This is a genomic window from Maribacter luteus (genome assembly GCF_009674825.1).
Taxonomy (GTDB): domain Bacteria; phylum Bacteroidota; class Bacteroidia; order Flavobacteriales; family Flavobacteriaceae; genus Maribacter_A; species Maribacter_A luteus.
Window position 1 is genome coordinate 22,475 of the sequence record NZ_WKJH01000003.1, and the last position, 17,002, is coordinate 39,476.

The window sequence follows — 17,002 nt, forward strand, 5'->3', positions numbered from 1 at the left end:
ATCAATATCCAATGCACTATAAACTAATTTTCATTCTCATAATTTGCGGTTATTCCGGAATAGGTCAGGAAACTAAGATTGAATGGAGTCCGGATTACCAAATAACGATCGAGGATTTCAAAGGGCCACAAACGAAAATAAACCAAAAAGGGAGTTCGGTTTATGTGCAATCGGGCGTTAGTATGGAATTAGCCGTACAAATGAGCAACTTTGAATTTATGTTCACTAAAAATTTCAATTCAAAAATAACATGTACTTTTCAAAAAGAAGCCGCAACTCTAATAGCCCCCGACAGTATTAGGGCTGTACAATTGGCCAATCTGGTCCAATATGATTTTGACCTGTCTGAACTATACACCAGAAAGATCAGGAAAGAACTGTTCGAGAACAAAAAAACGTTCTCCAATGTCACCTTCTTTCAGCCCTATTTTGACAAAATGATCGCGGAACGTAATAAAGTGAGCTCCAAGATTTATACGGATACCGACTTTGGCACCAATACAGCTCTTTTAGAAAAAGAACATAAAGAAGTACTCAAAGAAATAGATTTACTGTCCGATTATTGCAAAGCATGCAAACCTCCCAAAAACAAAAAAAATTAAAAAAAACACCAATGGAAATAAAAAATCCCATACTTCCGGGTTTCAACCCGGATCCTTCGATATTAAGGGTAGAAGATGATTACTATATTGCCACATCAACGTTCGAATGGTTTCCCGGTGTCCAGATCCACCATTCCAAGGATTTGGTCAATTGGAGGTTGTTAACCCATCCTCTTAATCGCACTTCCCAATTGAACATGGCCGGTAATCCAAATTCCTGCGGGGTTTGGGCACCATGCCTTTCCTATGACAAGGGTACTTTTTATCTCATTTTTTCCGATGTAAAGACATTTAGGAGTCCGTTCAAGGATGTACATAATTACCTGGTTACTACCGACGATATTATGGGTGAATGGTCAGACCCCATTTATCTCAACAGTTCAGGTTTTGACCCTTCATTGTTCCATGACACCGATGGTCGAAAATGGTTGACCAACGTACTTTGGGACCACCGAAAAGGAAAGAATCCGTTTAGTGGAATCTTATTACAAGAGTATTCAACGGAGGAAAAAAAACTCATCGGCCCCATAACCAATATTTACCAAGGTACTGAAATAGGGCTGGTAGAAGGTTCTCATTTATATAAGAAAGACGGCTATTACTACCTCATGACCGCTGAGGGTGGCACAGTATATAAACATGCCGTGACCATGGCTCGTTCAAAACAACTTGCCGGACCATATGAAACCGATCCGGAAAATCCCATTTTAACATCATACAACAATCCGTCATTGGAATTACAGAGGGCCGGACACGCATCATTGGTAGAAACACAGACAGGGGAATGGTATTTGGCCCATTTATGTGGTAGATACCTTCCTTCTAGGGGAAGATGCATCATGGGACGTGAAACCGCCTTACAAAAGATGACATGGACACCTGACGGATGGCTGCGTTTGCAATGTGGTGGTAACGAACCCCAACTAACGGTCACGGCCCCAAAACTTCCTGAATGCAAATGGGATGCCCTTCCTATAAGGGATGATTTTGATGATGATAAACTTAATATCAACTTTCAATTCCTAAGGGTAAAACTGGATTCTGAAAGTTATTCATTGACCGAACGACCCGGATATTTACGACTTAAGGGGCGGGAATCGATAAATTCGCACCATACCCAAGCATTAATAGTAAGACGACAACAAGCGTTTTGCTATTCTGCGGGCACATGTCTCGATTTTAACCCGGAAAGCTTTCAACAAATGGCAGGTTTAACCGCTTTTTACGATAATGAAAACTTCTATTACCTATATGTGACCCACGATGCCGAACATGGTAAATGTCTCGATATTATGAGCAGTGTAAAAGGCAATATTGATTTTCCGTTGGAAAAAAAGATTCCTTTGAACGAACATAAGGAAAGCTATCTTCGTCTAAATGTACGCTATGACAAACTGAATTTCCAATACTCGGAAGATGGTCAAAATTGGAAAGGCATAGGTCCCGATCTAGATTGCAGCACCTTGTCCGACGAATTTCAGGAAGGCGATAAGAATGCCACATTTACAGGGGCTTTTGTAGGGCTGTGCTGTCAAGATCTTACAGGAAGGAGACTACCGTCCGACTTTGATTATTTTGATTATAAAGAAACTAAAGCTTAGAAAAAGGTCTTGAAGTCACGATTTATCTTTTCAGGGATCGGCTATCATGGAGACTAATGACAGGGCGTTTAAAATTAACGACGGAAATTAGAACCACTTTTACTATCTTGTTTCCGCAACACATTGTTAATGTGTGTTTTTTAACCAATTATGCCAAACCCTTTGTGATAACCCGCCTAAAAAATGAATATAAACAGTATTCCTATCGATTTAAAGAACATAATCGATCCCGAACAACCAGATTTCATAGTAAGGACCAAAAGGAACTATCCGCGTAAGAAAGGTATGTCCATGCTGTTTTTTTCCTTGTTCTGGAATGCCTTCATCAGCATTTTTGTCATAGCCTTTATCGTTCCGTTGGTTTCTGGCCAGGAAGTACATTTCAAAACCAACGATGTACCCACCTCTGGTAGTTTGGAAAATTGGGAACCCGTATTGGTACCTAGTCTTATTATTGGTCTTTTTGTCGCTGTGGGCATTGGTATGTTCATTTGGGCGCTGGTCATGCTGTTTCAAAAAGGTGCATTTTTCGCTGGAACGGAAACCAGGCTTATTAAATACAGGAACGGAAAATTGACCGTAAAGGATTGGGAGCAGTTTTCAGGGAATATTGAAGTGAAGCAAAAAAATGTTTACGGAGACCTGGAAATGGAAATGCGAACGGGCAAAATGAAAAGTCGAAGTAAGGGTTCCGACAAATTCGTTCCCGATATCATTTATATCTCCGGAGTGAAGAATGTTTTCGATATCGAAAGGAAATGTCGAATCAGAATCAAGGAAAACGACCCAACTCCGGTAATTGCGGTTGATAACACAACCTCATAACCAAACCTTTAAGAATGGAAGATAAATACCAAGAAACATTCGAAACTTGGAATAAAGTAGCCCCATTGTACGAGGAAAGATTCATGCAGCTGGATTTATACAATGACACCTATGATGTTTTCTGTGGGTTATGGTCCAAACCCAAGGCTAGGGTTCTTGAAATTGGTTGTGGCCCCGGTAATATCACCCGTTATGTAAAAACCAACAATCCTAACAGTCATATAACGGCCATAGATGTTTCCAAGAACATGGTGAAATTGGCAAAAAAGAATATTCCCGAGGTTGATTTTCGGATCATGGATTGTCGCAATTTACGGGATATCGGGAATTCGTTTGACGCTATCGTTTGCGGATTTACAATGCCATATCTATCAAAACCGGATTGCTCCAAATTAATTTCTGATTGTAAGGAATTAATGAACAAAGAGGCGGTTCTCTATTTAAGTTTTGTACCTGGGGACTATGATAGATCGGGGTATATTACAGGTAGTAGTGGAGATAGAACCTATTTTTACTATCATGACCCAAAAGCCATCATAAAAGAATTGCACAAAAATTCTTTTTCGGTAATCCATAATATTGAAAAAGAATATCCCAAATCCGATGGTTCCACTGAAACGCATACGATTATTATTGCCAAAAAATGAAAATGGCAGTCAACCATATTTAAAACATTCCCCATATCAACGATGCCTGCATTACGGTAAAATTTATGGTTTTCTTGTTAATTATACTACTTTCAGGCTTGCTGAGACTTTATGTTCTACGCAGATGGCTAGATGATTTAAATAATGGAAACAATAAACCCCATTCACATGTATTGATAAAATAAAATGCCCTGATTGCCCTTGTTATGGCGCTAAGTTTATAAATTTGGCCTCCTTTATATGAATACGCGCTGATTTTCAACGATTTCTTCCTTACAACGGTTCGTTGGCGAAAAGCTTAATCAAGAACCCTTAGTCAATACGAAGTGGAATGATCACACATACAAGCATCGAAAACGGTCTTTTCAAAGTAGAAACCGGACTTGAATCTTTGAATAAAAATATCTTCTGGATAGATTTGATCAATCCGACCAAGGAGGAAATAGAACGGATTGAAGAGTATTTTGGGGTAGAATTATTCACTTCCCAAGAAAGTGAAGAAATCGAATCGAGTTCCAAATACAACGAAACTGAAAATGAAATAGGGATCAACCTGAACTTTTTAAGAAAGGAAAACAACAAACATATTAATGATCCAGTCTCTTTTATCCTAAGAAAAGACTTTTTGATTACCCAGCGCGAACATGAATACAAAACCTTTCAAGACACTTATAAAAAGGTAAAATCGATACGGCCAAAAACCGGGATCGATGTATTTCTTACCATACTGGACACACGGATAGATTTTGATGCCGATTTAATCGAGAATATTACCGAACAGGTTACCGGAATCAGTAGAGGGTTGGTTAAGGACAATACCATTGAGCGTGAAGTTTTACTGAAAATAACCACCTTTCAAGAATCCACCATTTCAATACGTGAAAACATCATTGAAAAACAACGCATACTTTCTGCCATATTGAAGAGTAAATTCTTTCCGCAAGAGGATTATGAAAATATCAGGGTAATGATCAAGGATGTTGGTTCTTTGTTAGACCATACCAGCTTTAACTTTGAACGCCTTGAATTTCTACAAAACACGTTTTTAGGCTTGGTGGATATGGAACAAAACCGGATCATTAAGATCTTCACGGTGGTAACGGTAATTTTTATGCCCCCTACCCTGATCGCCAGTATGTATGGTATGAACTTTAAATTTATGCCGGAATTGGGTAAGACCTGGGGTTATCCATTAGCTATAGGACTCATGGTACTATCTTCTGTTTTGACGCTTTTATTCTTTAAACGTAAAAGATGGCTCTGATAATTGGCCTTTTTTAAATAAACCCTTACGGAAGAATAAAAAATATTGTGAAATTCTGAAATGGGTAGGCCATGTTCAAAAACTTAACACTGGTCTAAAAATACACTTATTGCCAAAAACGATTGAATCCCGCCTAATTACATCAAAAACACCTTTCTACAAGGCTGTTACGTCTTTTCCTTTATCTCGTTTTCAAGTAGTTCACGACATTGTTTTCAATACGCTCCTGAATATTCGAAATATTGGCTTTTTCAAAAGATTCCCCGGTAATATTCTCGTAGAGTTCAATATAGCGCTCAGAAACCGTTTCAATATAGGCATCGGTCATTTCGGGTAAGGTTTGTCCTTCCAATCCCTGAAAACCATTACCGATCAACCATTGGCGAACAAACTCTTTCGAAAGTTGTTTTTGGGCCTCTCCCCTATTTTGTCTGTCCTGATAACCCTCGGCATAAAAATAGCGTGAAGAATCGGGCGTATGTATTTCATCTATCAAAACGATTTTACCATCCTTGGTCTTTCCGAATTCATATTTGGTATCGACCAAGATCAATCCCCTAGCGGCAGCAATCTCGGTTCCCCTTTGGAACAATGCTTTCGTGTATTTCTCAAGCACAGCATAATCAGCTTCCGAAACAATTCCCCTTTTCAGGATATCCTCCTTTGAAATATCTTCATCATGATCGCCCATTTCTGCCTTTGTTGCCGGGGTAATTATGGGTTCGGGAAATTTATCGTTCTCTTTCATACCATCGGGCATGGGAACACCACAGAGCATTCTTTTGCCAGCCTTATACTCACGGGCCGCATGACCCGATAGATAACCACGTATAACCATTTCTACCTTAAAAGGCTCGCAAGCATGGCCCACGGCCACATTAGGGTCTGGGGTAGCCATTAACCAATTAGGAACAATATCGGCCGTATCTGCCATCATTTTAGTGGCGATTTGGTTTAAGATCTGTCCTTTATAGGGTATTCCCTTCGGCATTACCACATCAAAAGCCGAAAGTCGATCAGTGGCTATCATAACCATGATGTCATTTTCAAGACGGTACACCTCCCGCACTTTGCCTTTATAAACACTTTGTTGTCCTGGAAAATTGAAGTTTGTATCGGTTATCGTATTACCCATAGCGAATGCTTAATTTTGATGTTCTATGCTTTTGTAAGCATCAATTACTTTTTTGACCAATTTATGACGGATGACATCCTTGTCATCTAAATAGATCATGGAGATTCCGTTGACATTGCCAAGAATCAACAAGGCCTCTTTTAATCCGGAAATCACCCTTCTAGGTAAATCTATCTGACCTGGATCACCTGTAATCAGGAATTTGGCATTTTTACCCATTCGGGTAAGGAACATTTTCATTTGCGCGTGTGTGGTATTCTGGGCTTCATCCAGGATAACAAAAGCATTATCCAAAGTTCGCCCCCTCATAAAGGCCATCGGTGCTATTTGAATGGTTCCGTTTTCAATAAAATGGGCCAATTTTTCAGCGGGGATCATATCTCTAAGAGCATCGTACAAAGGCTGCATATAGGGATCCAATTTTTCCTGAAGATCACCGGGTAAAAAACCTAGGTTTTCCCCTGCCTCTACTGCTGGGCGGGTCAAAATGATACGTTTTACCTGTTTTTCCTTGAGTGCCTTAACGGCCAAAGCGACTCCGGTATAGGTTTTGCCCGTTCCTGCGGGACCAATGGCAAAGACCATATCGTTTTTAAGTGAGGCGTCTACCAATCTACGCTGGTTAACGGTCTGGGCCTTGATCAAGCGACCACTAACCCCATGTACCAGAACAGCTCCACTATTTTCAGGGGATTCATAATCCTCTTTTCCGTTACTGGTCAAAAGGCGTTCTATACTATTCTCGTCCAACTTATTGTATTTTATGAAATGTTGGGAAAGCATGTCGAACCTTTTGTCGAATTCCTCTAAAAGTTCCTCGTCTCCGTATACTTTTATTTTATTTCCCCGAGCTACTATCTTCAGTTTCGGGAAATACTTTTTAATGATATCAATATTCTCGTTTGCCTGTCCAAAAAACTCCCTTGGACTAATCTCGATAAGTTCTAGAATAAGTTCGTTCAAAAAATGGTGGGGTGTTAAATTAATGCCTGTAATAATAATTTCACTTGGCTGTTTTTTTGTTTAATTTTGTTTAACAAACTTAAGTAAAATTTAGGTTTGACGAATCAAAAACATATCAACATTGCTGTATGGCAATAATAACATTAACGACCGATTTTGGATTAAAAGATCATTTTGTAGGAGCTTTGAAGGGCGCTATCTACAAAGAACTCGCCGATGCAAGGATTGTTGATATTTCGCATAACGTTAGTCCGTTCAACATTCAAGAATGTGCATATATTCTAAAAAACTCTTATCAAAGCTTCCCAAAAGGCACCATTCATATCGTTGGTGTAGATTCGGAAGCCACTCCGGAAATAAAACATATTGTCGTACTTATCGACGGTCACTATTTCATTACGGCGGATAATGGGGTGATCGGTTTGATCATTTCCGAGATAAAGCCCCAAAAAGTCTTTGAGATCAACTTACCCAATACCGAAAATGGCCCTTTTCCCGTGTTGGATGTTTTTGTGAAAGTGGCCTGCCATATAGTTAGAGGGGGTACCTTGGAGGTTGTTGGCAAGTCGTTGGATACTTTGAAAGACCTTAGGGACTTTTCACCACGTATCGCCGATGATGGTAAAAAAATCATAGGCAGTATCATTTATATAGACAACTATGGCAATGTGGTGACAAATATTCAAAAAAGTCTTTTCGAGGCCTATAGAAAAGGACGCTCCTTCGAATTGCACGCAAGAACCAGTTTGATCACTAAAATCCTCAATAATTACAGTGAAATCGTTAATTATGAATTAGATCGTAACAGAAGAAAAGGTGCCGGTGACCTGCTCGCGCTTTTTAATTCTTCAGGGTATATTGAATTGGCAATCTATAAAAGTAACCTGAAAACCGTTGGGGGGGCCTCCACTTTATTAGGGTTGGATTATAGGGATACCGTGACGATAAATTTTTTATAAATGCTGGTACGTATCGTAAAACTAACATTCAAGACAGAACATATACACGAATTTGAGGGAATTTTTGAAGCTTCGAATGAATTGATAAGCAATTTTGAAGGATGTATTTCTGTTGATTTATTACAGGACATTGCAAACCCCAACGTCTTTTTCACCTATAGCCATTGGCAAAGTGAAGATCATTTGAATGCCTATCGAAATTCGAAAGTATTCAAAACAATTTGGGGCAAAACCAAAATATTGTTCAGTGACAAACCGGAAGCATGGAGTTTGCAAAAAAGGCATTGAGAAAAAAATGTACCATATATTCGGGGTTTGGCAATTTGGATTTCTTAGACTTATAAACATTACAAATGAATGGGGAATAAGATTTTTTTTGTCCGATATTCGATACCGTATTTTTAAAATATGACCCACTGTACTATTTACGGTCGATACCAACGTTTTTACCTGCATGCGGATCATTGTTTTATTTTAATTAAGGGACCTACATACGGAAAGGTGAGTGTTGATAAGTTTGTTTCCTTAAAAAGGACAATTAAAATATCTTTGTTTGATTGCGTAAGGCATGTTCAATAAAATTTAAGGGTGCATGGCCAGTAAAAAAAATCGAACAAAAAGTAATTCAGAAAAAAAGAACATCGAATGAAATTTATAGTATCCAGTACTTATTTGCTAAAACAACTTCAGGTTTTAGGTGGGGTCATCAATAACAGTAATACCCTTCCGATCTTGGACAATTTCCTTTTTGATTTACAGCAGAATAAATTAACGGTTTCAGCCTCCGATTTAGAAACCACAATGAGCACTGTTCTCGAAGTGGATTCTGACAACGAAGGAACCATTGCGGTACCCGCAAAATTATTATTGGAGACCTTAAAGACCTTTCCGGAACAACCATTGACTTTTGTTGTGGAAGATAACAACACTGTTGAAATAAGCAGTAACCATGGTAAATATGCCTTGGCATATGCAGATGGGGCAGAATTCCCCAAGGCTGTTGAATTGGCCAACCCCAGTTCTACCGTTATTATGGGCGATATTCTGGCCACCGCCATCAATAAGACCATTTTCGCTGCCGGGAATGATGATCTTAGACCGGTAATGAGCGGTGTGTTCTTTCAGTTTTCCCCTGAGCATTTGACCTTTGTGGCCACAGACGCCCATAAATTGGTGAAATACCAAAGAGCGGACGTTACCGCTTCGCAAGTGGCGGAATTCATCATGCCAAAAAAACCATTGAACTTATTAAAAGGGATTTTGGCAGGTAGTGAATCCGAAGTTACCATTGAATACAATGACAGTAATGCCAAGTTCAGTTTTGAGAACACCGAACTGATCTGTAGATTGATAGATGGAAAATACCCGAATTATGAAGCGGTGATTCCAAAGGAGAATCCCAATAAATTGACCATTGCCAGAAATCAATTCCTAAGTTCTGTTAGGCGAGTATCTATATTCTCTAACAAAACCACACACCAGATCAGGTTAAAGATCGCTGGTGCGGAATTGAATATTTCAGCCGAGGACATTGATTATAGCAATAAGGCCGAAGAACGTTTAACCTGTTCTTACCATGGTGATGACATGCAGATCGGCTTCAATTCAAGGTTTTTGACCGAAATGTTGAACAACTTGAATTCCGATGAAGTATCCTTGGAAATGAGTTTACCCAACAGGGCAGGAATCCTAACCCCTACAGATGGTTTGGATGAAGGCGAACATGTGACCATGTTGGTTATGCCGGTAATGTTGAACAGCTAAGAAATCATCGACCACATTCCATATAAAAAAGACCACTGATATAGTGGTCTTTTTTTATTTTAAGTAAAAATGTTTCTTAAGCAATAAATCGGATCGTTCCGAAGTAACTTGGTGATTCCCCATTACTGGCCCGTACGGCATTCACAATGGGCATGATCAAGGAAAGCATCCCTGCGAAAACCAACAGTAATATTCCCAGACCCAATAAAAGGATACTCGGTATACCTATTACCAAATAAAGGATAAGACTCAATTGTAGGTTAATTACAGATTTACCATGTTCGTTCATTCCAAGAACCGCATCCTTATTGGTAAGCCAAAGGATCAGGGGTACAATAAGACCACCAAATCCCGTTACATAATCTAAATATTGGGTCAAATGTGTAATGACCAAAAGTTGCCGATCTTCTCGAAAAGTGATGTTTTTGCTTATAATTTCCATTTTTTTGATTGATTTTAGATGAATAACTATATATAAGACGCAAAAACAAAGTTTTTGTTACAAAGAACCCTAAGGCTATTTATCCTTATTGAGTTTATTAAGTTTTACTTTATCCTTGGCTATTGAAGCTTTAAGTTTTTCTTTCTTAGCCTCCATCTTCTCAATATCAACAGGAGATAATTTACCTTTTGCCTTTCCTTTTTCCAATTTATCCTCTAAGGATAGTATTTTACGTTCATTTTTAGCAATGGCTTTTTGCTTTTCCCTTATACTTTGATCCAATTTATCGGCCTGTTTCTTTTTCTTGGCTTCCTTTTTCGCTTCTTTCTCTTTTTTAGCGGCTTTCTTTTCTTCTTTTTCGACCTTTTTGATTACCGCTTTCCGCTCTAACTCGGCCTCCTTTTCTATATCGGAAGTGCTACGGACTTCGGTCTGGGCCGATGATACCTGAAAGGCAATGACAAATAATAAAGTGAAGATAATCTGTTTCATTCTAATAAAATTATATGGTTAATGTTGGGGCGAATATATAAAATTCAATGATTGCTATTCAATATTATAACACGACGTTAACAGCCATGAAATATAGCCTTGATTTGCCTATTTTTGCCTTAAAATAACATCTCATGAATTCTATGGATACTATTGTTGCTTTAGCTACACCTTCAGGTGCTGGGGCCATTGCCGTAATTCGGGTATCGGGCAAGGACGCCATTACATTGGCCAATAGTGTATTTACATCTATTCACGGGAAAGATCTTACCCAGCAGAAAAGTCATACGATTCATTTAGGCCATATTATGGATGGAAAGAAAACCTTGGACGAGGTCTTACTATCCGTGTTCAAAGGCCCTAATTCCTATACAGGGGAAAACGTTATCGAAATATCCTGTCACGGATCACCCTATATTCAACAACAGATCATCCAATTGTTCCTTCGTAAGGGATGCCGAATGGCCGATGCGGGGGAATTTACCCTGCGTGCCTTCTTGAACGGAAAGCTAGACTTGAGTCAGGCAGAAGCGGTAGCAGATTTAATTTCAAGTGAAAACGAAGCATCACACCAAATAGCCATGCAGCAAATGCGTGGTGGTTTCAGTAACGAAATAAAAATGTTGCGGGACGAACTATTGAATTTCGCCTCCTTGATCGAATTGGAGCTCGATTTTGCCGAAGAAGATGTTGAATTTGCCGACCGTTCCCAATTCAAGGCACTTTTAAATAGGATCCAAGAAGTCCTGAAAAGATTGATCGATTCTTTCGCTGTCGGTAATGTTATAAAAAACGGAATTCCCGTGGCTATTGTCGGGGAACCCAATGTTGGTAAATCAACGTTACTGAATTCCCTGTTGAACGAAGAGCGAGCCATAGTTTCCGATATTGCAGGTACGACCCGCGACGCCATTGAGGATGAAATGAACATTGGGGGTATTGGTTTCCGTTTCATTGATACCGCAGGTATTCGGGAAACCAAGGACGTGGTCGAAAATATCGGCATAAAAAAAACCTTTGAAAAAATAACCCAGGCCCAAGTAGTCCTGTTTCTTCATAGTGCCGAAGAATTCAAAAAGTCGGAAATAGACCTTAAAAGCCTACAGACCGAAGTTGGTAAAATAGCTACCAAACATCCAGATAAACCTTTAGTTATCTTGGTGAATAAAATCGATATTCTAAGTGAAAAGGAAAGGGAATCCCTAAAGCAACTCCTTACCAATGTCGACGGCACTACCTTTCAAATGATTTCTGCCAAAACCGGTGAGGGAGTCGAAGCCCTAAAAAACCAACTTCTGCATTTTGTGAATACCGGTGCCTTGCGAAACAATGAGACCATTGTCACCAATACCCGCCACTATGATGCCCTTTTAAAAGCATTGGAAGAAGTGCAAAAAGTTCAATTTGGTCTCGAAAATGGGATATCCGGTGATCTTTTGGCCATCGATATTCGCCAAGCCTTGTACCATTTTGGTGAGATTACCGGTGAGATCACCTCTGATGACCTCTTGGGAAATATCTTTGCGAATTTTTGTATCGGGAAATAAAGGTTGTTTCTCCCATTGTACTTAAGAAAACCATCCTAAAACTTCTTCCCCAATAGTACCATTTAAACTATCCCCTCCCGGATATTAAATCACAGGTAGACGATGATCAAAAACCGTTAGGTAAACCTTTTTTCTCAAAATCCTTTATTCCTTGTATTATGTGGTCCTTGGTAACCTTATCGAACATCATTGTCTCTCTACTTGTAATTTTATAAAAAAATCATTCAATTTTAAGCACTTAATCCTTGAACGAAAATGGACACGAACTCTTTCATTTTATCTAAAATACGCTCCCCTATTTCCCTTGCTTTTAAAATGCTAGGTCTATTATCCAAACACTTAAAAACCTCGTCACGTATGGGTTCCTGGCCACTATAGATATAACTCTCGATCAAGGCATTGAACTGGCCCTTGTCAAGGTTTTCCTCTTCACACAATTTAGACAGCGCCAATACCTTTTGTTCTTGCCAGTACCTTTCAAATTCATCTTCAATATCATCTACATCATTAATTTGCGGTAAATTTTCCTCAATGAATTTCTCGATAAGCTCGCGTTTGCTACGCAGCATAAGATCTCCGCCCAATAAATCGATAATGGCTTTTTTTTGCGCCTTAACTTCCGATGTTTTGGCACCTTTGAGTTTGGCCAACAACTTCAAGATATAGGCGACATTTATTTCATCACGATGTATGAGCTCCAACTCAAAATCGATATCCTCCAAAATAGATGTTTTTTGCTTTGCCCTATCTTGCTTTATCCGGTCGTAGAGATCTAAATATTTACTTTTATAATCTTCGTATTCCTGTTCGTCTATAGTAAGGTCTTCCCAATCAAAATCGGTGTAGGACTGCAAAACGTTCATGCTTCGCATAAGTTTACGAAATGCCTGAACAAATTGTGCCTGTTCTTCTTCACTGGGTAAATCGTCCACACTTTTATAGGTAGGTACCACATCCCGTAAGTTTTTGAGTGCCTCGTCAAATTTGTTGGCTATCACCCCATAATCAGGCATAACGACCGTTTCAATGGCATCCTTATTGGAGAAAAGTGTTATGGCATCATCGGTCGCTTTTTTTAGGTTTCGGAAACAAAGGATGTTTCCTTGGGACTTCTGTTCCCCCAATATTCTGTTGGTTCGGGAGAAAGCTTGGATCAGGCCGTGCTGTCTTAAATTCTTGTCTACATATAGGGTGTTTACCTTTTTGGCATCAAACCCTGTAAGCATCATATTCACCACCAATACAATGTCCAATCTATCCTTTTCATCATTAAAGGTGGTTTTCTCCCGCTCCTTTAAACGTTTGCTGATGTCTTTAAAGTAATTCTCAAATTGTTGGGCGTCCTTTGTGGAGAATTTGGTGTTGTACATTTTGTTGTAGTCACCAATAAATGCATCCAATTTATCCCTCGTATGACTGGATAGGTATTTTATTTCCGATTCCGCTGCCTTTGGCAATTCATCACCTGGCAAATAATCCTGTGCCTCTTCATCTTCTTCATTGGCTCCATAGGTGAATATCGTGGCGACACGTATATTGTGCCTGCCTTCTTCCTTTTTCTTTTGAAAGAGCTCGTAATACCGTATCACATTATCGATACTGCTAACCGCGAACAGGGCCGAATACTCTTTACTGAAGGTTTTTTGGCCGTGGTAGGCAATGATATAATCCACGATTTTCTCCAAACGTTTGGGGTCATCAAAGACTTCTTTTTTATCAATATCCTCGACCTCGATATCTATAAAGGTATTTCCTTTTTGCTTGTACCTGCCCACATATTCAATTCCGAACTTAAGCACGTTCTGGTCCCTTATGGCATCCGTGATTACATATTTATGCAGGCAGTTACCGAAGAGGTCCTTCGTGGTACGTTTCCCTAAATCGTTTTTTGATGCATTATCGGCAAAAATGGGCGTACCCGTAAAGCCGAACAGCTGACTTGCCTTAAAATATTCGTTGATTTTTTTGTGCGTTTCCCCAAACTGACTTCGATGGCACTCATCAAAAATAAAAACCACTTTTTTATCCTGTAAATGGCCTAGGCTTTTCTCGTACCGGGCTTTGGAAATGGCATTGTTCAATTTTTGAATGGTAGTCAATACCAGTTTAGAATCGTCCGAGAGTTGTTTTACGAGAGAACGGGTATTGTCGGTAACGTCTACACTGTCTTTTTTAAAGGCATTGAACTCCTTCATGGTCTGGTAATCGAGGTCTTTACGGTCTACTACAAAAACCACTTTATGCACCTCGGGCAGATCCATCACAATTTGGCTCGCCTTAAAAGAGGTCAAGGTTTTGCCCGATCCCGTGGTGTGCCAGATATAGCCATTTTCGTTGGAAGTCGCTACTTGGTTTATGATGGCCTCTGCGGCGTAGTACTGATAAGGCCGCAGTACCATCATGATCTTGTACGCCTCGTTCATTACCACATAGTGGGCGATCATTTTACCCAAATGATCTGGATCAAGGAATGCTTCTGCAAAAGCCTCTAATTCGGTTATATTCTTATTGTTCTTATCGGCCCAATAGAAGGTCTGTTTTACCGATTGCAATTTGTTGTTTGCCAAATACTTGGTATCGACCCCATTGCTGATCACAAACAATTGTACATATTGGAACAAGCCGTGATTGCTCCAGAAAGAATGTTTTTGATAGCGATTGATCTGGTTGAAGGCTTCCTTTATTTCAAGTCCTCGACGTTTAAGCTCAATTTGCACCAGAGGCAGGCCATTGACCAATACCGTAACATCGTAGCGGTTTAAGTACGACCCTTCTTGCTGCAGTTGGTTGGTGACCTGAAAGCGGTTGTTCTTCCAGTTTTCCGAATCAAAAAAACGCACATACACCACCTCACCGTCTTCGCGGGTAAAGCTTAAGCGATCCCTTAGGGTTTTGGCCTTTTCAAATACATTGCCTTTGGCCAAATGGTTTAGAACGGTATCGAACTCCTTATCGGAATAGGTAATTTTGTTAAAGGCCTCTAACTGTAACTTTAAATTGGAAACCAGGGCATCGCCATCTTGTATTTTTACAGCAGCATAGCCCAGGCCAATAAGTTGTTGGATCAAGTTATGTTCTAATAGGCACTCTGGTTGTTTGGTCATTTAATCTTCTAAAAAAATGGTTTTATATTGCTTTTCGATTTCCATGATTTCTTTCTCTTTTAAAACCGAAAATTCTTTTTTCAACGCTCTTTTTGATAAAACGCCATCATTTTGTTCTAAAAAACGAACCAAATGGGCAACCAATTTATCCGGCATTTCAAAATTGTTGTCTATATACCTTTTAAATGCATCATAGTTTTGCAAATAGGTTACTTCTTCCGGAATAACGCGTTCTAGAGTATCTTGTACGCAATCGTATAAAAATTCCGCTTGTTTTGTAGCATCGAAATAACGGTAAAAATCAATGGTATCATTAGTAACATCAACATTATGGTCTTCGGTTTCTTTCCAATCAATATGGTTCAACAAGGGGTGTGAATACGATTCCAAAACGGTTTTGTAATCATCGATGTGGTCGAGTATGGATGAGGATACAGGAAAAATAACACCTTGTTGTGTAAATTCTTTTTTTGCTAAAATATGATGGATAATATAGCGATGTAATCGTCCGTTACCATCAACAAAAGGATGTATGAATACAAATCCGAATGCTATGGTCGCCGCTGCCAACACCGCATCATAGGTTTGGTCTTGCAATGCTTCATTGGTTGCCATCAATCCTTTTAATAGGGGTTCAACATCAGCTGCCTTAGCGGATATATGGTCTGGAATAGGTTCTCCGGTGACGCGGTCATGTTCGCCAACAAATCCGCCCTTTTTTCTCAATCCCATCTCTAAAAATCGACTGTTTTCTATGACTATTTGCTGTAAGCGAATTAATTCATCTATGCTTAATGGTTTTTGACCCGCTTGCCCAATAGCTTTTCCCCAACGCATGGCCCTGTTGTTTCCGGGGTTTTCGCCTTCTATGGTAAAAGAGGCTTTGGAATCTTTTAGCAATAAAAAAGAAGATGCGCGTTGTAAGACATCTTTATGGATACCGTTAAGGAATGTATTTTTCTTACCCGCTATATTGGCATTGATATAGGTTTCCAGTTTCTCGGTCTTAAAAATCAACGGACAAAAATCTTTGGTTCCCGGAAGGTTGTTTATAATGCGGTGTCTTGATGAGCGACTGCCTTTAACGCAGTACTGCATTTTGTCGTCTATTAACGGTACAAAATTTTTAATGGTCAAATCTTTAATAGCCAGTTGCTTTTGCAAAAGCCATTCGTAAAGAAACCATATTTTTCGACTGTACTGCCCGGTGGGTTCCAATTGTACTAATGTTGTGATGTCTTGTTCAGATAGTTGATCAAATAGTTTTTTAAAGAACAAAAGATTAATGCCTTCGTATTTTAAGGCGAAAACCAAATGCCTGTACAACGTATCATCAAAGGCTGCCCTGGAAGAAAACACCTTCCAGTTTTCTGTACTATAGCTCCGTCTTTTAGTGCTTATAATTGCCAATTTTTCGGGGAAAGGCATTTGTAATTGGAAGCCTTCCATTATAGCACCATAACCCACTAACACACCTTCTTCTGGTGCTTTTATACCGTGAAAAACAGTTATTTTATGTGAAAAACGTTTCGTATTCATGGGTTTAAGTTACAAACAGTACTATCAAATATAATGGAAAAACAGGTTTTATTTTGGAAAAACGGGTTTTATTTTGATTATTTAAGGAAAAACGGGTTTTTAAGTATTTTGGATTATT

At 39.3% G+C, this 17,002-nt stretch carries 15 protein-coding genes; 9 read left to right on the forward strand and 6 right to left on the reverse strand.

The genetic code is table 11. The annotated features are described in order from the left end of the window. The first annotated feature begins 11 nt into the window (after positions 1-11). From GJ691_RS05945 to corA, 5 genes are all read left to right on the forward strand, one after another. Positions 12-602 (forward strand): hypothetical protein, encoded by a 591-nt coding sequence (locus GJ691_RS05945; protein ID WP_154364809.1) that lies wholly within the window; start codon positions 12-14, stop codon positions 600-602. Between the two features lie 11 nt (positions 603-613). Beyond that, on the forward strand, positions 614-2,203 hold the full coding sequence (locus tag GJ691_RS05950) for a glycoside hydrolase family 43 protein (RefSeq protein WP_154364811.1): 1,590 nt from the start codon (positions 614-616) through the stop codon (positions 2,201-2,203). Positions 2,204-2,386: 183 nt separating this feature from the next. After that, positions 2,387-3,028 (forward strand): hypothetical protein, encoded by a 642-nt coding sequence (locus GJ691_RS05955; protein WP_154364813.1) that lies wholly within the window; start codon positions 2,387-2,389, stop codon positions 3,026-3,028. A 14-nt stretch (positions 3,029-3,042) separates the two neighbouring features. Further along, positions 3,043-3,675, forward strand: a complete 633-nt coding sequence (locus GJ691_RS05960) for a class I SAM-dependent methyltransferase (protein WP_154364815.1) — start codon at positions 3,043-3,045, stop codon at positions 3,673-3,675. A 331-nt stretch (positions 3,676-4,006) separates the two neighbouring features. Next, positions 4,007-4,939, forward strand: coding sequence for a magnesium/cobalt transporter CorA (gene corA, locus GJ691_RS05965; RefSeq protein WP_154364817.1), 933 nt, complete (start codon positions 4,007-4,009; stop codon positions 4,937-4,939). A 181-nt stretch (positions 4,940-5,120) separates the two neighbouring features. On the opposite strand, the gene GJ691_RS05970 is transcribed toward corA, so the two are convergent. Next, on the reverse strand, positions 5,121-6,074 hold the full coding sequence (locus GJ691_RS05970; protein ID WP_154364820.1) for a phosphoribosylaminoimidazolesuccinocarboxamide synthase: 954 nt from the start codon (positions 6,072-6,074) through the stop codon (positions 5,121-5,123). A 9-nt stretch (positions 6,075-6,083) separates the two neighbouring features. Further along, positions 6,084-7,037, reverse strand: a complete 954-nt coding sequence (locus GJ691_RS05975; protein ID WP_154364822.1) for a PhoH family protein — start codon at positions 7,035-7,037, stop codon at positions 6,084-6,086. 128 nt (positions 7,038-7,165) lie between these two features. Between GJ691_RS05975 and GJ691_RS05980 the strand changes: the two genes are divergently transcribed. From GJ691_RS05980 to dnaN, 3 genes are all read left to right on the forward strand, one after another. Further along, complete coding sequence (locus GJ691_RS05980; RefSeq protein WP_154364824.1) at positions 7,166-7,996, forward strand: SAM hydrolase/SAM-dependent halogenase family protein; 831 nt, start codon at positions 7,166-7,168, stop codon at positions 7,994-7,996. Then, entirely contained in the window at positions 7,997-8,284 is a 288-nt protein-coding gene (locus tag GJ691_RS05985; protein ID WP_154364826.1) for a putative quinol monooxygenase, read from the forward strand. Between the two features lie 357 nt (positions 8,285-8,641). Then, entirely contained in the window at positions 8,642-9,760 is a 1,119-nt protein-coding gene (gene dnaN / locus GJ691_RS05990; protein ID WP_154364828.1) for a DNA polymerase III subunit beta, read from the forward strand. A gap of 76 nt (positions 9,761-9,836) precedes the next feature. Here the strand turns inward: dnaN and GJ691_RS05995 are convergent, their stop codons facing one another. Then, positions 9,837-10,202, reverse strand: a complete 366-nt coding sequence (locus GJ691_RS05995; protein ID WP_154364830.1) for a DUF4870 domain-containing protein — start codon at positions 10,200-10,202, stop codon at positions 9,837-9,839. Between the two features lie 75 nt (positions 10,203-10,277). Next, positions 10,278-10,694 (reverse strand): hypothetical protein, encoded by a 417-nt coding sequence (locus GJ691_RS06000; protein ID WP_154364832.1) that lies wholly within the window; start codon positions 10,692-10,694, stop codon positions 10,278-10,280. A 134-nt stretch (positions 10,695-10,828) separates the two neighbouring features. Here GJ691_RS06000 and mnmE point away from each other — a divergent pair, with 134 nt between their 5' ends. Beyond that, on the forward strand, positions 10,829-12,241 hold the full coding sequence (mnmE, locus tag GJ691_RS06005) for a tRNA uridine-5-carboxymethylaminomethyl(34) synthesis GTPase MnmE (RefSeq protein ID WP_154364834.1): 1,413 nt from the start codon (positions 10,829-10,831) through the stop codon (positions 12,239-12,241). 230 nt (positions 12,242-12,471) lie between these two features. Here the strand turns inward: mnmE and GJ691_RS06010 are convergent, their stop codons facing one another. Both GJ691_RS06010 and GJ691_RS06015 read right to left on the reverse strand, forming a co-directional pair. Continuing rightward, a complete protein-coding gene (locus GJ691_RS06010) occupies positions 12,472-15,345 on the reverse strand; it encodes a type I restriction endonuclease subunit R (RefSeq protein WP_154364836.1) in 2,874 nt (957 codons plus the stop codon). Then, positions 15,346-16,884, reverse strand: coding sequence for a Fic family protein (locus GJ691_RS06015; protein WP_154364838.1), 1,539 nt, complete (start codon positions 16,882-16,884; stop codon positions 15,346-15,348). Positions 16,885-17,002: the final 118 nt, after the last annotated feature.

Coding starts and splice junctions, on each gene's coding strand:
- GJ691_RS06000 (WP_154364832.1), bottom strand. CDS start 10,694: ATGAAACAGATTATCTTCACTTTATTATTTGTCATTGCCTTTCAGGTA.
- GJ691_RS06015 (WP_154364838.1), bottom strand. CDS start 16,884: ATGAATACGAAACGTTTTTCACATAAAATAACTGTTTTTCACGGTATA.
- GJ691_RS05955 (WP_154364813.1), top strand. CDS start 2,387: ATGAATATAAACAGTATTCCTATCGATTTAAAGAACATAATCGATCCC.
- GJ691_RS05980 (WP_154364824.1), top strand. CDS start 7,166: ATGGCAATAATAACATTAACGACCGATTTTGGATTAAAAGATCATTTT.
- GJ691_RS05985 (WP_154364826.1), top strand. CDS start 7,997: ATGCTGGTACGTATCGTAAAACTAACATTCAAGACAGAACATATACAC.
- GJ691_RS05950 (WP_154364811.1), top strand. CDS start 614: ATGGAAATAAAAAATCCCATACTTCCGGGTTTCAACCCGGATCCTTCG.
- GJ691_RS05995 (WP_154364830.1), bottom strand. CDS start 10,202: ATGGAAATTATAAGCAAAAACATCACTTTTCGAGAAGATCGGCAACTT.
- GJ691_RS06010 (WP_154364836.1), bottom strand. CDS start 15,345: ATGACCAAACAACCAGAGTGCCTATTAGAACATAACTTGATCCAACAA.
- GJ691_RS05970 (WP_154364820.1), bottom strand. CDS start 6,074: ATGGGTAATACGATAACCGATACAAACTTCAATTTTCCAGGACAACAA.
- GJ691_RS05945 (WP_154364809.1), top strand. CDS start 12: ATGCACTATAAACTAATTTTCATTCTCATAATTTGCGGTTATTCCGGA.
- dnaN (WP_154364828.1), top strand. CDS start 8,642: ATGAAATTTATAGTATCCAGTACTTATTTGCTAAAACAACTTCAGGTT.
- corA (WP_154364817.1), top strand. CDS start 4,007: ATGATCACACATACAAGCATCGAAAACGGTCTTTTCAAAGTAGAAACC.
- mnmE (WP_154364834.1), top strand. CDS start 10,829: ATGAATTCTATGGATACTATTGTTGCTTTAGCTACACCTTCAGGTGCT.
- GJ691_RS05960 (WP_154364815.1), top strand. CDS start 3,043: ATGGAAGATAAATACCAAGAAACATTCGAAACTTGGAATAAAGTAGCC.